Origin of the sequence: Saccharothrix espanaensis DSM 44229, from assembly GCF_000328705.1 — a bacterium.
Taxonomy (GTDB): domain Bacteria; phylum Actinomycetota; class Actinomycetes; order Mycobacteriales; family Pseudonocardiaceae; genus Actinosynnema; species Actinosynnema espanaense.
Window position 1 is genome coordinate 4129819 of sequence record NC_019673.1, and the last position, 13527, is coordinate 4143345.

A 13527-nucleotide genomic window follows, 5' to 3' on the forward strand; every position below is an offset into this window, starting at 1 on the left:
CGATTGTGCTGGACGAACCGCACCGGCCAGGCGCAGTTTTGCGGATCCGGCCGGGCGATCTGTCCGTTCTTCGGCTGTCCCCCGTGGGGGAACCGCTGTCAGCGCCGGAATTCCACCTCCGGGTAGCGGGGTGACGGGCCGTCGAGCAGGTGCTCGGCTCGGCCGCGCAGGAAGCGGTCGAAGAACGCGGCCAGGTACGTGCGCTGCGCCTCGACGGAACGGGCCGGGTCGATCGTGCCCACGTGGCGGCTGACCTGCTCGGGGGTGAGCAGGCCCGCCGCGCCCAGCCGCGGCACGAACACCTGGCGGTCGCTGAACGACGGGTGGTTCGAGCCGCGCAGCAGCAGGTCGAGCTTCCAGCCGCGCTGGTTGCGCCAGAACGAGGCCAGCGACGGGTCGGTCCGGTGGCTCAGGCCGCTCTGCTCGCTGCCCATCAACAACACCGGGCGGTCCAGGCCCTCCACGGCCACCGGCGGCAGCACCTCGCCGTACGGGTCGTAGGACAGCCCGCTGTCGAGATCGGCCCCCGCGCGCACGCGGCGGTCGTGGTACATGAGCTCGATCGCGGTCGCCCCGCCGGCCGACACGCCGAACATGCCGACTCTGGTCAGGTCGAGCGCGCCGGACACCGCAGGCAACGTCGCCAGCCTGTCGAGCACGAACCGCAGGTCCTTCACACGGGCGTCCATCGTCCGGCGGTGGAACTCGACGAACCACGGGTCGTCCAAGCCGGTCGGGACCGGCACCGACCCGACCTCGACCCGTCCGCCCGGGAACTCCACCTCGGCCGCCTCGTGGGTGTGGTCGACGGCCACCACCACGTACCCCCGGCTCGCCAGGTCCTCGGCCACCCCGGTGCCCAACGTCCGCGACGCCAGGTGGCCCGACGAGTACAGCACCACCGGGTACCGGCCACCGCGCCGGTCGACGGGCGCGCCTTCCCGGGCGTGCGTCGGGCCGGTCCAGTCGAGCGCGCCGCTCGGCAGCCCGATCTCCGGCAGGCGCCGGTCGGCGTGCGCTGCTTCGGCGGCCGTTCGGTACGGCGCGCGCGGCCGGTGCTCGGCCCGCCGCGCCGGGTACCACAGGCTCACCATCACCTCCCGGTACGGGCGATCGGCGACCCACGGATCGGGCCGGCTCCGGTCGACCAGGTGCGCCGTGGCGTGGCCGACCGGATGGGGCCCGGTCGGCGCGGGCAACCCGATCGCCACCTTCGCCCACTCCACCCCGACCTGCCCGGCACCGGCACCGGCACCGGCCTGCCACGCCGTCGACGTGACCGCGCCGGCGGTCAGCGCGACCACGACGAGCATCCGCCGTGTGGTTCCCCGCATGGTTTCCCCCTTCGCAGAACCGAACAGGGCGAGGATGCGGCACCGACCTTGAGAGGGCGCTGAGACCTGCCACCGGCGGTCCCGGTTGGGCCGTCCGGCCGTAGCAGTGGTCTAGACCTTGACCTAGCGTGGTCTGAACCATGCTGGCTGTGAGTGCGAGGAGGACCATGTCGAGGAAGAGGTGGGGTGCCGCCGTCGTAGCGGGTGCCCTGTTGACGGGGTTGTCGGTCGCCGTGCCGGCGGCCCAGGCTCACGACCACCGCGGCGGCAACGCCGTCCGCACGGTCGGGTACTACACGCAGTGGAGCCAGGCCGACCGCGGCATCCCGGCCCGCTACCTGGTCGAGAACGGCAGCGCCGCCAAGCTGACCCACCTCAACTACGCCTTCGGCCTCCTCGACGAGCAGGGCGGCTGCGTCAGCTCCGACCCGCGCGCCGACTACCAGCGGCTGTACTCGGCCGAGGAGTCCGTCAGCGGCAAGGCGGACAAGCCCGGCCAGGCGCTGGCGGGCAACCTGAACCAGCTCAAGCAGCTCAAGCAGAAGTTCCCCCGGCTGCGGGTCTACATCTCGCTCGGCGGGTGGATCGGGTCGGCGTACTTCTCCAACGCCGCGCTCACCCCGCAGTCGCGCGCGGCGCACGTGAAGTCGTGCATCGACCTGTGGCTCAAGGGCAACCTGCCGGGCGCGCCCGCCGGTGCGGCCAAGGGCGTGTTCGACGGCATCGACCTGGACTGGGAGTGGCCGTCCACCGAGGGCAACGTCGGCAACGTCGTGCGCCCCGAGGACAAGCAGAACTTCACCAAGCTGCTGCGCGAGTACCGCACGCAGCTCAACAAGCAGGGTGCCAAGGACCGCAGGGTCTACGACCTCACGGCGTTCCTGCCCGCCAACCGCGAGGCGATGGACCGCGGCTACGAGATGGCCGAGGTCTACAAGCTGCTGACCTTCGCCACCGTGCAGGGCTACGACTACCACGGCGCGTGGGAGAGGACCTCCAACCAGCAGTCCGCGCTGCGCGTTCCCGAAGGCGACCCGACCACGCCCAAGGACAGCGGCGAGATCGTCGTGGACGCCTACCTGGAGCGCGGTGCGCCCCGCCACAAGATCACGCTCGGCGTGCCGTACTTCGGTCGCGGCTGGACCGGTCTGCCGAACCAGAACAACGGCCTGTTCCAGCAGTCGACGGGCCCGGCACCGGGCAGCTACGAAGCGGGCTACGAGGACTACCGCACGCTCAAGCCCCTGCTGGCCGGCGGGAAGTTCAAGCTCTACCGCGACGACAAGGCCGGTCACGCCTACCTGTTCGACGGCACCACGTTCTGGAACTACGACGACCCGACCGAGCTGAAGCGCAAGGGCAAGTTCATCCGCGACCGCAAGCTCGGCGGCGCGATGATCTGGGCGCTGGACGGCGACACCCCGCAAGGTGAGCTGACCAAGGCCCTGGACGCCGGCCTGCGCCGACGTTAGACGCAACCGCGTGCACGGGGCGGGCCCTCATCGGCCCGCCCCGTGACCGTCACGCACCGGGCCTGCGGTCCGTCGTGGCGGCGAGGATGTCGTCGCCGGGCGGAACCGGCGTGACACCGAGCGCGTTCAAGCTTCTGTGCTGATCTTCATCGGTGTCATCCTGCTCGTGGTCCAGCTGGTCGTGGTCATCCGCTACGGGATGTCGGACGTGGGGGACGAAGGCGAGGCCAAGCGCCGCAAGGCGCTGATCGTGACCACCGTGCTCGTCCTGCTCACCTCGACCGCCCTGTTCCTCACCGCCTGACCGTCGGGGCCGGTCCACGGCCCTGGGGCCCAGCCGCAGCACGGCCCGATCCACGCCCGGCACGCGCTGGACCGGGCTACTCCGGCGTGGCTCGGACGAGCATCTTGCCGGTGTTCTCGCCTCGGAGCATGCCGAGGAACGCGTCGACGATGGTGTGGAAGCCGTCGGTCACCGTCTCGTCGGTGGTGACCGTGCCGTTCTGCACGTGCGGGACCAGGAAGTGTTCGAACTCCTCGCGGGCGTCGGGGTGGTCGCGGACCAGGAAGCCCTCCAGGCGGAGGCTCTTGCCGACGATGTCGAAGAGGTTGTGCGGCGCGGCCGGGGGAGTGTCGAGGGTGTTGTACTGGGCGACGGCACCGCACCAGGCGATCCTGCCGTGGTCGCGCAGCGCGTCGATGGCCGCCGCCAGGTGGTCGCCGCCGACGTTGTCGAAGCAGACGTCGACGCCGTCCGGGGCCGCCTTCGCCAGGGACGTCCGGACCGGGCCGTCGTGGTAGTCGAACGCGGCGTCGTAGCCCAGGTGCGTGGTCAGGTGCCGGACCTTGGCCGCCGAACCCGCGCTGCCGACGATCCGGCCCGCGCGCAGCAGTCGGGCGATCCGCCCGGTCGCGCTGCCGACGGCACCGGCCGCCGCCGAGATGAACAGGTCTTCGCCGGGCTGCAAGCGGGCGACGCGGGTCAGGCCGACGTACGCGGTCAGGCCGGTCCCGCCGAGGATGCCGAGGTAGGCGCTGAGCGGGACGCCGTCCGCCGGGGTGATCGGCCGCGCGTCCGCCTCGGTGAGCACGGCGTGCGTGCACCAGCCGTGCCGGTGCAGGACGACGGTCCCCACGGGCAGGGCCGGCGCCTTGGACTCGATCACGCGCCCCAGGGTGCGGCCTTCGAGGCCGAGGCCCTTCTCCCAGCCGCCGAAGTCCATCAGTTCCCGCATGTACGGGTCGACCGACAGGTAGATGTTCTCGACGAGCACCTGTCCGTCGTCGGGGCCGGCCAACGGCTCGGTGACGAACGTGAAGTCCTCCGGGCGTGGCTCGCCCCGGGGGCGACGCACCTGGCGGACGGCGGTGGCACTGCGGGTCACGGGCTCTCCTTCGCGGGAACGGGCTGGTGGGGACCGTAGGCGGGGAGGTGGGCGGTCGGGCAGGTCGCCGCGTCGATGGACCTCCGGTTTCCATGAATGGACTTCATGGAACGGCGTTAGCCTGAGCGGGTGAGCACCACCGATCTGAGTCCCGGCGAGCTGCGGCTGCTGCTCGCCGTCGAGCGCACGGGCAGTTTCACCGCGGCGGCCGCCGACCGCGGGCTGACCCAGTCCGCGGTGTCGCACGCCGTGCGGGTCTGCGAGCGCAAGATCGGGGCTGTCCTGTTCGAGCGCGGCCGGACCGGTGCGCGGGCGACGAAGGCCGGGGACCGCGTCCGCGTGCACGCGCGTCAGATCCTGCGCCAGCTCGACCTGCTGGTCACCGAGGCGCGCGGTGCGGCCGCCGGGACGTTGACCGGTCCGCTGCGCATCGCGGCCTTCCGCAGCGCCGCCGCGCACCTGCTGCCGGCCGCGCTCGACCGGCTCGCGGCGGGAAACCCCGAGCTGAGCCCGAGGGTGCTGATCGTGCCGGAACTCGGCAGGGGCACCGCGGGCGAGGTCGCCGACGGCCGGGCGGACGTCGCCATCGCCACGCTCGCCGAGGACTCGCCGGCACCGGCCGGGCTCGTCGCGGGCGAGCTGCTGCGGGAGCCGTACGTGCTGGTGCACCCGGCCGGGCGGCGGGAGCCGCGCGACCTCCCGCTGATCGACTGGGCCGAGAACTGCTCCTCCTACACGCGGGCGTGGTGGGCCCGGCAGGAGTGGCTGCCGAAGGCGACCCTCGACGTGGCCGACGACGGTGTCGTCCTGTCGATGGTGGCGCAGGGCATCGGCATGGCCATCCTGCCGAAGCTCAGCCTCCTGGCCACGCCGCCGGGCGTCACCGTCACCTCTCTCGGCGAGAACGCCCCGACCCGCCGGATCGTCTACGTGGCCACCCACGCCACGGCCCAGTCCCTGGCGGTCCGGCGGCTGGTCGCCGAACTGCGCGCCACGGCGAAGCCGCACGCGATGGCCTGACCGCACAACGCGGCACGTCCGGTTCTCGTGGCGCGCCGACGACCATCCGCGCTGCCGCGGTAGACGAAGGTGGACATCGGGATCAGACCTTTGTCGGAAAGTTTCCCACGGGCTTGACCGTGCCGTAGCGGCATGGTTTCCACTTGACGTGTCGGCGCGACCGCGTCGGGGACGTTCGAGGGCCGGGGGTCACGTCGTGGGGTGGAGCACCAGTCAGCTCGCGGACCTCGCCGGCACGACCCTGCGCGCGATCCGGCACTACCACGAGGTGGGTCTGCTCGCCGAGCCCGAACGCCGGGCCAACGGCTACAAGAGCTACGGCGTGCCCCACCTGGTCCGCGTGCTGCGGATCAAGCGCCTGACCGGGCTGGGGCTGTCGCTCGCGCAGATCGCCGACCTGGGCGACGCGGACGAGCACCCCGGCGAGGCGCTGCGCCGGCTGGACGCCGAGCTGGCCGCGACGATCGAACGCCTCCAGCGGGTGCGCGCCGAACTCGGCGTGATCCTGAGCCGGGAGACGCCGACCGACCTGCCGCCCGACCTGGCCCAGCTGGTCGTGGAAGCGGACATGTCGCCGCAGGACCGCGCGTTCACCGTCGTGCTGGCCCAGCTCGCCACGCCGGCGGCGCTGGCCGCGTACGCCGACGCGGTGCGGCGCTACTCGAAGGACCCGGTGGTGGTCGAGTTCGACACCCTGCCCGTCGACGCGGACGAGCAGACCCGTCAACGCCTCGCCGAACGCCTGGGCGCACTCCCGCACGTGCGGGAGATGCGCGCGATGTTCCCGGACGCCGCCGGCATGTACGCCGGTGCGCCGCGCGGCGAGGCGTTCGCGCTCCAGACCATCGGCAAGGTCGTCGCCGAGCTCTACAACAAGGCTCAGATCGACGTCCTGATCCGCATGAACGACTGACGACCCACAGATTTCGGCACGCCGTCGGAGCGTGCCGTCGGGGAGGTATTTGCAAATGCGAAAAGCACTGTCCTTAGTGGCGGTCCTGGCCGCCGCGGCGTCGTTGGTGGCGCCCGGCGTGTCATCGGCCGCACCTGCCGCACCTGCCGCACCTGCCACACCTGCCGCACCGGACGTGAGGTGGGTCGCGTGCCCGGCGGACGTCGCCGCCGAGGGTCTGGAGTGCGGGACGCTGTCCGTGCCGCTGGACTACAAGAAGCCCGAAGGCCGCAAGATCGAGGTGATGATCTCGCGTTTGGCCAGCAAGAACCCGCAGAAGCGCCGGGGCATCCTGCTGACCAACCCCGGTGGGCCGAGCGAGGGCCTGACGTTCCCGGCGGTGCTGAAGGCCGCCGGTCTGCCGCAGAGCGTGCAGGACGCGTACGACGTGATCGGCGTCGACCCGCGTGGCCTCGGCTACAGCACACCCGTGACGTGCGACCTGACCGAGGAGCAGCAGTACGCGGGCAACGTCCCGCCGTACGCGGTGACACCCGCCGACGTGCGCAAGCGGGCCGACGAGACGAAGAAGATCGCGCGGCAGTGCGCCACGTCGTCGACCGCGTACATGTTGCCGCACAACACGACCGCGAACATCGCGCGCGACCTGGACCGCATCCGTGCCGCGCTGGGGGAGCGCAAGGCGTCGTTCCTGGGCTACTCGTACGGCACGTACCTGGGTTCGGTCTACACCACGCTGTTCCCGCGCACCACCGACCGCGTCGTGATCGACAGCAACCTCGGCGCGGGCGGCTGGGACGTCGACGCCAACCGCCTCTACGGCCGGGGCGTGGAGGACACGTTCCCGGACTTCGCGAACTGGGCGGCGGCGCACCCCGGGTTCGGCCTGGGCGGCACGCCCGAGCAGGTGCGCGCGAAGTACTTCGACCTCGCCGCACGCCTCGACACAGCGCCCGTGCAAGGCGTGACGGGCCCGTTGTTCCGCCTGCTCACGTTCGGCGGCCTCTACGGCAGCGGCGACGCACCGTTCGGCAAGCTCGCCGCCGTCTGGAAGGCGTTGGACACCGACACGCCGCTGCCGCCGGACAACCCGCCCGTCCCCCCGCGCATCGAAAGCCTGGTCTCCGGGCGCTTCGCCGTGATCTGCGCCGACTCCCGCTGGCCGACGTCGGTGGCGACCTACGAGCGCAACGTCGCCGTCGACCGCGTCCGCCACCCGATGTTCGGGGCGGCCGGGGCGAACATCCAGCCGTGCGCCTTCTGGCCGGACCCCGTCGACCAGCCGGTGCGGATCTCCGACCGGGGACCGCGCAACGTGCTCATGGCGCAGAACGAGCGCGACCCCGCCACGCCGCTGGTGGGCGCGCGGTCGACGCGTCGTGCCTTCGGGGATCGGGCGGTGATGGTGACCGCCGACCAGGGTGGGCACGGGCTGTACGTCTTCGGTGCGAACAGGTGTGCCGACGACAAGGTGACCGGGTTCCTGCTCGGCGGGCAACGTCCCGCGCACGACCTGAAGTGCGCCGCCGAGCCCTCGGCCCCGGCTCGTGGTGAGGTTCCGGCGATCGGGTAGCCACAGCCTCCGGCGCGGCGTTCTTCTTGTACATCAAGGAGAACGCCGCGCCGCTGGTTCACCGCCGCTGGTTCACCGCTCTCGGTCGCACGGGTCGGCTTCGGCGGTCGTCTTGAGGTCCTTCAGCCAGGTCTCCAGCCCCAGGTCGGAGTTCTCGTCGGCCTGGGGCCCGACGGGGTAGCCGGGGCCGTCGGCGGGGCTGCCCCAGCGGACGCACCGGCCGTGCTGGAGCCGCCGGACGGTGGAGGTGATCACGACCGTGCCGGGCGGAGCGGGAGGGGCGGACGGGAGCCGGATGGTCGCGCGGAACCGCGAGTGCTGGCGCAGCGGGCCCGGGTCCAGCCGCTCGACGGTCATCGGGGCGGCGGGGTGCTGCCAGGAGGGCCGGTCCTCCACGTCGGTGTGCAGGTCCCAGACGGTGCGCAGCGGCGCCTCGATGAGGGTCTCGGCGCGGTAGCGGGCCTTGGCGTTGGGGTCGACACCTTGGCCTGAGCGGCCCGAGTCCGGTGGACGGGGGCAAGCCCGGCTCGAAGATCCACGCGATGAGCGACCGTGGCGGCATTCCGCCGACCGTGGTGGTCTCGGCGTCCAACCGCAACGACCACCTGCTGCCGGAGACCGTGGTCGACGTCGTCGCCCCAGTCACAGGACGCGTCGGCCGGCCTCTTCCGGCGACTGGCGCGCCGCTACGAAACGCAAGGCCGCCCACTTCACGGCGTCCGCCCAGCCGGCCTGCGCGGTGACCTGCTACCGCCGAGCCGACAAGCTCTCGATGTGCTGACTCAGCACATCTCCGGATGAGAGCCGGTCTTCGGCAGCCGGACCTCGCCGACTTCGTGGCGTTCGGGTGCGGCCGATCGGGTTCACCAGGCCGGGTGATGGGGTACTCGTCGCAGGTGAGCGAATCCGAGCAGTCGGACCAGCGCCGGCTGGCCCGCAACTTCAACGAGCTGCTGCAAGAGTTGCGGGTGGCGCAGGCGGGTGTGCAGATCCTGTTCGGGTTCCTGCTGTCCATCGCCTTCACCGACCGGTACGCGGCGGCGGACTCCTACGTCCGCGTCACGCACATGATCACGATCCTGTTCTCGGCCGGGGCCGTCGCGTTGTTGACCGCGCCCGCCGCGTGGCACCGGATCCTGTTCCGGAAGGGGCGGCGCGAGGACATCATCGACGTGGCGAACCGGTTCGCCATCGGTGGCCTGGCGTGCCTGGCGGTCGCGATGACCGGAACGATCCTGTTGCTGGGCGAGGTCGTGGTGGGCGGGTGGGCGGCGATCGTGCTCGGTGCGGTCGCCGCGGTGTTCTTCGCCTCGCTGTGGTTCCTGCTGCCGTGGCGGGAACGCGGCGTGGACACCGTCGACTCCGACGACGGTCCGGCTTGACGGCCGGGCCGCCGGTGCCGGCGTGGGCGCGCCGGGTGCCCCCAGGTCGGGCAGGCTCGGACCTGACGGGACGACGGACCGGGCAGCGAGGTCGGGAGGCGTGGTGAGCGAGTACGACGCGGTGGTCGTCGGGGCGGGGCCCAACGGCCTGGTGGCGGCGAACCTGCTGGCCGACGAGGGCTGGAGCGTCCTGGTCCTGGAGGCCGCCGCCGAGCCCGGCGGTGCCGTGCGCACGGCGGAGATCACCGCGCCCGGCTTCCGCAACGACCTGTTCAGCGCCTTCTACCCGCTCGGCGTGGCGTCCCCGGTGCTGCGCGGCCTGGGGCTGACCGACTACGGCCTGACCTGGGTGCACGCGCCCGAGGTGCTGGCCCACGTCTTCCCGGACGGGCGGACCGCGCTGCTGTCGCGCGACCTGGAGCGGACCGCCGAGTCGGTCGGCGCGTTCGCCCCGGGCGACGCGACCGCGTGGCGGGCGGAGTTCGAGCGGTGGCGGCGCGTCCGCGACGACCTGCTGGGCGCGGTGCTCCGGCCGTTCCCGCCGGTCCGCCCGGGTCTGCGGTTGCTGCGTGGGCTCGGCGCGTCCGACGCGCTGCGGTTCGCGCGGATGGTCGCCCAGCCCGTGCGCGCGTTCGGCGACGAGCGGTTCGCCGGCGACGGGGCGAAGATCCTGCTGGCCGGCAACGCCCTGCACACCGACCTGGGGCCGGACCACGCGGGCGGCGCGGTGTTCGGCTGGTTGCTCGCGATGCTCGGCCAGGACGTCGGCTTCCCGGTCCCTCAGGGCGGCGCGGGCGAACTGGCGCGCGCCTTGGTGCGCCGGCTGGACGCGCGCGGCGGCCGGGTGGAGTGCGGCAGGCCGGTCAGCCGGGTGGTCGTGGCCGACGGCCGGGCGCTCGGCGTCCGGGACGCCCACGGCGAGTTCGTGCGGGCCCGCCGCGCCGTGCTCGCCGACGTGCCCGCGCCGCCGCTCTACCTCGACCTCGTGGGACCCGACCACCTGCCCGCGCGGCTGCTCGACGACCTGGACCGCTTCCACTGGGACGACGCCACGATCAAGGTCGACTGGGCGTTGTCCGGTCCGGTCCCGTGGCTGTCCGAGGACGCCCGCCGGGCGGGCACCCTGCACCTGGGCACGGACCTGGACGGCCTGGCCGACTTCGCCAACGACCTCGCCTGCCGGCGCGTGCCGCGCACCCCGTTCCTGCTGCTCGGCCAGATGACCACCACCGACCCCACCCGCTCGCCGGCGGGCACCGAGTCGGTCTGGGCCTACACCCACGTGCCGCGCGGCGACGCGTGGTCGGCCGACCGGCTGCGGGAGCGGGCCGACCTGGTGGAGCAGGTGGTCGAGCGGCACGCGCCGGGCTTCCGGGACCTGGTGCTGGCCCGGTCGGTGAGCGGTCCGGCCGAGTTGCGGGCGCGCGACCGCAGCCTGGACGGCGGCGCGATCAACGCCGGCACCTCGGCCGTCCACCAGCAACTGGTGTTCCGGCCGACGCCGGGGCTGTCCCGCGCGGACACCCCGATCGACCGGCTGTTCCTGGCGAGCGCGTCCGCCCACCCCGGCGGCGGGGTGCACGGCGCGTGCGGTGCGAACGCGGCCCGCGCGGCGCTCGCCCGGCACGGTCACGCCGGTGGCGCGTACCGGGCGGTGGTGGGCGCCCTCCAGCGGGCCCTCTACCGCTGATCGCCGTGCACGACCAGGTCGGCCAGCCGCTTGAGGGTCTCCCTGTTGCGGGGCACCAGCAAGGCCGCCTGCACCCGTTCCGGCAGCAGGCTGCCCGGCCCGCTGACGGCCTTCTCGCGCATGGTGACCCTGGTGCCGCCGTCGGCGGCGGGCGCCAGGTCGAACCGGATCCAGGCGGCACCGACCGGCCACAGCTTGGCGTCCAGCTCCAGTGACTTGCCCGCCTCGACCGCGCGCACCACAGTCTCGTCCTCGATCTGTAGCGGCCAGGCACCGACGCTGTGCCGGATGCGCGTGCCGACCTCGGGCCACGCGCGGTCCACGTCGCGGATGTGCGTCGCGCCGACCACCCAACCGGCGTAGGACCACCCGTCGGCCAGTACCTCGAAGATCCGGTCGGGTGAACGGGGGATGTCGAGTTCGACCTTCGCCATGACCCTGGGTACCCCGCTCGTCGGTCCGGAATCCGGTTCGTCGGCACGATTCGTCCCGGGTGGACCCAGCGTGGGTCCGGCCCGTCGCGGCGGCGTGGGATTGCACCCGGACAGGTGGATTCGGCACGCCCGACGCGGTGCAGGGCGGCGGTCGGACGCCGGCACTGCCGGGCGCGGCCGGGCACGGCGGCCGACAATCGTGGCATGGGTGACAAGGAACTGCACAAGGGAGACGAGGTCGCGTGGTCCAGCCACGGGCAGACGGTGCACGGTGAGGTGGTCGAGAAGATCACCGAGGACACCGAGGCCGCCGGCAGGCAGGTCCGCGCGTCGGAGGACGAGCCGCAGTACCGGGTGCGCAGCGACAAGAGCGGCAAGGACGCCGTGCACAAGCCGAGCGCGTTGAAGGACGACTCGTGAGCGAGGACTTCGACGAGGCGGTGAACATGACGGCGGCCGAGTTGGAACGCTGGCTGGCGACCGACGAGTCCAAGTCCGCCGGCCAGTCCGAGGGCGGCGAGTCGGTCGGGCACGCGTCCGGCAGGCACATCGTCAAGGTGCTGCGGAAGAAGAAGGCCGAGTTGACCGACGACGACCACGCCCACATGCGCAAGGTCGTCGGCTACGTCCACCGGCACCTCGCACAGCGGCCCGACGGCGATGTCGAGCACACGAAGTGGCGGTACTCGTTGATGAACTGGGGACACGACCCGTTGAAGAAGTGACGCTGCGGCTTTCGCTTTCGCGAGACGGTCGCGCGTCGACACGTTGAGTGACGACGGCGGTCCTGCGTCCACACACGGGAGGGAAGAATCCACCGTGTCAGGTGATTCGGCCGTGGACGAATGGCGGGCATCGGCAGGTGGTGCGTGTACTTGAGTCCGTTGATCACGCACTGATCAGGAGGCAATGGTGAGGTCGTTCGTGGCGAGGATTTCGGCAGTGGGCATGGCTCTGGTGGTCGCGGGTTTCCTGGCACCCCAGGCAGCCACGGCGTCCGCAGCGCCGCGCAGCTTCTCCGACTGCATGGACATCGCCGTCGAGCACGACGCCGACGTGTGGATCGCCCACGACGCCTGCGAGTCCACCTCCATCACGGCCTGCTACCGGATCTTCCGCGACGAGTACGGCCGGCAGGAGTGGGCCCTGCGCGCCTGCAAGGCCCGCGACGACCAGCGCTCCGACGCCTCGGCCAGCTAGATCAGGGACGGGTAGCGGGAGTTCCACAGGTCGTCGTAGACGGCGCGCAGCCAGGGTTCGCGGACGGCGGGCAGGCGGGCCAGCGTGTGGAGGAGGGCGTCCGGGTACGGCCGGACCCACCGCCACTCGCGCGTCGGCGGCGGGTCGTCGCGGAGGAACTCGCGGGGCAGTCCGCCGGTGGCCGGGATCAGCGGTCCCGGGTGGAAGGCCAGGGTGGTCCACAGGCCGGCAGCCACCGGGACCGCGGTCGCGGCACCGGGCGGTCGCCACGGCCGGCCCGTGCGCGGGTGCCGGGGCACCAGGACGATGTCGGCGGTGTCCTGGGCGGGTAGGCCGGGGCCGGCCAGGGTCGCGACCTTCGCCGGTCCCGCCGGCGGCAGCACCTCCAGCACGGTGCCGAAGGAGTTGGCGACGACCCCGTCCGGGACGGTCACCGGCATGCCCGCCGATGCCGCCAACAGGTGGGCCAGCGCGACCCCGGCCTCGACCTCCAGCCGCGCGGTGTCCTCCTCGAACGGCTCGACGGGTCGCGTCACGGTCGCCCAGTCGGGTGTCGGGCCGGCCGGGGTACCTGTGGGCGTGCGGCGGACGGCGCCCGGTACCAGCCACGTGGCCTGCCACAACGAGCAGTCGTCGATGCGGGTCGCCACCACTCGCCCGCAGTCCGCGCACGCCAGGTTCGGGCCGGTGCGCCCGTCGAGCCCGCAGCAGCGGCCGTCGAGGCGCGTCGGGATCAGGACGGTGCCCCGGGTGTCGCCCGGCGCGACCACGATCGCCCCCGGCGCGCCCGTGGACAGGGCGTGGACCGGGGCGAACACGCCGCGTGCCGCCGCCTCGCCCGGCTCCAGCCCGCTCCACGGCCGCCACGGCGCGCCGGACGGTGCCGGGTCCACGGCGTAGGTCCCCGCTTCCACGAGCGGCGGCAACGCCACACCGTTGCCGTACGCGCGGTGGGCGTGCTCGGGCAGCGCAACCCGCGTCACCGGGACGGTCAGCGCGGCCCCGCACCCGGCGCACTCGAACACCACCACGGATCCCCCCAAGGTAGGCAGCCCTCGAACATATCCCGGCACGGCACAGGTGGACAAACGATTTAGGTGCGCGGGCCGAGGGGTCAGCCGGGT

Annotated in this window: 15 protein-coding genes; 10 read left to right on the forward strand and 5 right to left on the reverse strand. The window is 72.7% G+C overall.

What is annotated here, in order from left to right; translation table 11 throughout:
• Positions 1–98: 98 nt before the first annotated feature.
• A complete protein-coding gene (locus tag BN6_RS18340; protein ID WP_015101191.1) occupies positions 99–1334 on the reverse strand; it encodes an alpha/beta hydrolase family protein in 1236 nt (411 codons plus the stop codon).
• A gap of 167 nt (positions 1335–1501) precedes the next feature.
• Here BN6_RS18340 and BN6_RS18345 point away from each other — a divergent pair, with 167 nt between their 5' ends.
• Both BN6_RS18345 and BN6_RS46770 read left to right on the forward strand, forming a co-directional pair.
• The gene (locus BN6_RS18345; RefSeq protein WP_015101192.1) at positions 1502–2806 is read left to right on the forward strand and encodes a glycoside hydrolase family 18 protein; all 1305 of its coding nucleotides are present in this window, start codon (positions 1502–1504) and stop codon (positions 2804–2806) included.
• 136 nt (positions 2807–2942) lie between these two features.
• On the forward strand, positions 2943–3110 hold the full coding sequence (locus tag BN6_RS46770) for a hypothetical protein (protein WP_015101193.1): 168 nt from the start codon (positions 2943–2945) through the stop codon (positions 3108–3110).
• A gap of 76 nt (positions 3111–3186) precedes the next feature.
• On the opposite strand, the gene BN6_RS18350 is transcribed toward BN6_RS46770, so the two are convergent.
• Complete coding sequence (locus BN6_RS18350) at positions 3187–4191, reverse strand: NADP-dependent oxidoreductase (protein ID WP_015101194.1); 1005 nt, start codon at positions 4189–4191, stop codon at positions 3187–3189.
• 129 nt (positions 4192–4320) lie between these two features.
• On the opposite strand from BN6_RS18350, the gene BN6_RS18355 reads away from it, so the two are divergent.
• The 3 genes from BN6_RS18355 to BN6_RS18365 all read left to right on the forward strand — a co-directional run bounded on the left by BN6_RS18355 (position 4321) and on the right by BN6_RS18365 (position 7697).
• The gene (locus BN6_RS18355) at positions 4321–5211 is read left to right on the forward strand and encodes a LysR family transcriptional regulator (RefSeq protein ID WP_015101195.1); all 891 of its coding nucleotides are present in this window, start codon (positions 4321–4323) and stop codon (positions 5209–5211) included.
• 196 nt (positions 5212–5407) lie between these two features.
• Positions 5408–6124, forward strand: a complete 717-nt coding sequence (locus BN6_RS18360) for a MerR family transcriptional regulator (RefSeq protein WP_015101196.1) — start codon at positions 5408–5410, stop codon at positions 6122–6124.
• 55 nt (positions 6125–6179) lie between these two features.
• Positions 6180–7697: an alpha/beta hydrolase gene (locus BN6_RS18365; protein WP_015101197.1), complete on the forward strand. Its 1518-nt coding sequence runs from the start codon at positions 6180–6182 to the stop codon at positions 7695–7697.
• Between the two features lie 72 nt (positions 7698–7769).
• On the opposite strand, the gene BN6_RS43880 is transcribed toward BN6_RS18365, so the two are convergent.
• Positions 7770–8093, reverse strand: a complete 324-nt coding sequence (locus tag BN6_RS43880) for an SRPBCC family protein (RefSeq protein ID WP_197540285.1) — start codon at positions 8091–8093, stop codon at positions 7770–7772.
• 500 nt (positions 8094–8593) lie between these two features.
• Here BN6_RS43880 and BN6_RS18375 point away from each other — a divergent pair, with 500 nt between their 5' ends.
• Positions 8594–9079, forward strand: a complete 486-nt coding sequence (locus tag BN6_RS18375) for a DUF6328 family protein (protein WP_041317254.1) — start codon at positions 8594–8596, stop codon at positions 9077–9079.
• A gap of 103 nt (positions 9080–9182) precedes the next feature.
• A complete protein-coding gene (locus tag BN6_RS18380) occupies positions 9183–10769 on the forward strand; it encodes a phytoene desaturase family protein (RefSeq protein WP_015101200.1) in 1587 nt (528 codons plus the stop codon).
• On the opposite strand, the gene BN6_RS18385 is transcribed toward BN6_RS18380, so the two are convergent.
• Positions 10760–11203, reverse strand: coding sequence for an SRPBCC family protein (locus BN6_RS18385; protein ID WP_015101201.1), 444 nt, complete (start codon positions 11201–11203; stop codon positions 10760–10762). The two genes, BN6_RS18380 and BN6_RS18385, sit on opposite strands and share 10 nt — an antisense overlap.
• A 204-nt stretch (positions 11204–11407) precedes the next feature.
• Between BN6_RS18385 and BN6_RS18390 the strand changes: the two genes are divergently transcribed.
• The 3 genes from BN6_RS18390 to BN6_RS18400 all read left to right on the forward strand — a co-directional run bounded on the left by BN6_RS18390 (position 11408) and on the right by BN6_RS18400 (position 12403).
• Positions 11408–11623, forward strand: a complete 216-nt coding sequence (locus tag BN6_RS18390) for a hypervirulence associated TUDOR domain-containing protein (RefSeq protein WP_041313190.1) — start codon at positions 11408–11410, stop codon at positions 11621–11623.
• Positions 11620–11928 (forward strand): DUF3140 domain-containing protein, encoded by a 309-nt coding sequence (locus BN6_RS18395; protein WP_015101203.1) that lies wholly within the window; start codon positions 11620–11622, stop codon positions 11926–11928. Before BN6_RS18390 ends, BN6_RS18395 begins: the two co-directional genes overlap by 4 nt.
• 223 nt (positions 11929–12151) lie before the next feature.
• Positions 12152–12403 carry a hypothetical protein gene (locus tag BN6_RS18400; protein ID WP_148302921.1) on the forward strand — a complete coding sequence of 84 codons (252 nt, stop codon included), beginning with the start codon at positions 12152–12154 and terminating at the stop codon, positions 12401–12403.
• On the opposite strand, the gene BN6_RS18405 is transcribed toward BN6_RS18400, so the two are convergent.
• Positions 12400–13434 carry a hypothetical protein gene (locus tag BN6_RS18405; RefSeq protein WP_015101205.1) on the reverse strand — a complete coding sequence of 345 codons (1035 nt, stop codon included), beginning with the start codon at positions 13432–13434 and terminating at the stop codon, positions 12400–12402. The genes BN6_RS18400 and BN6_RS18405 overlap by 4 nt on opposite strands.
• Between the last annotated feature and the right edge of the window lie 93 nt (positions 13435–13527).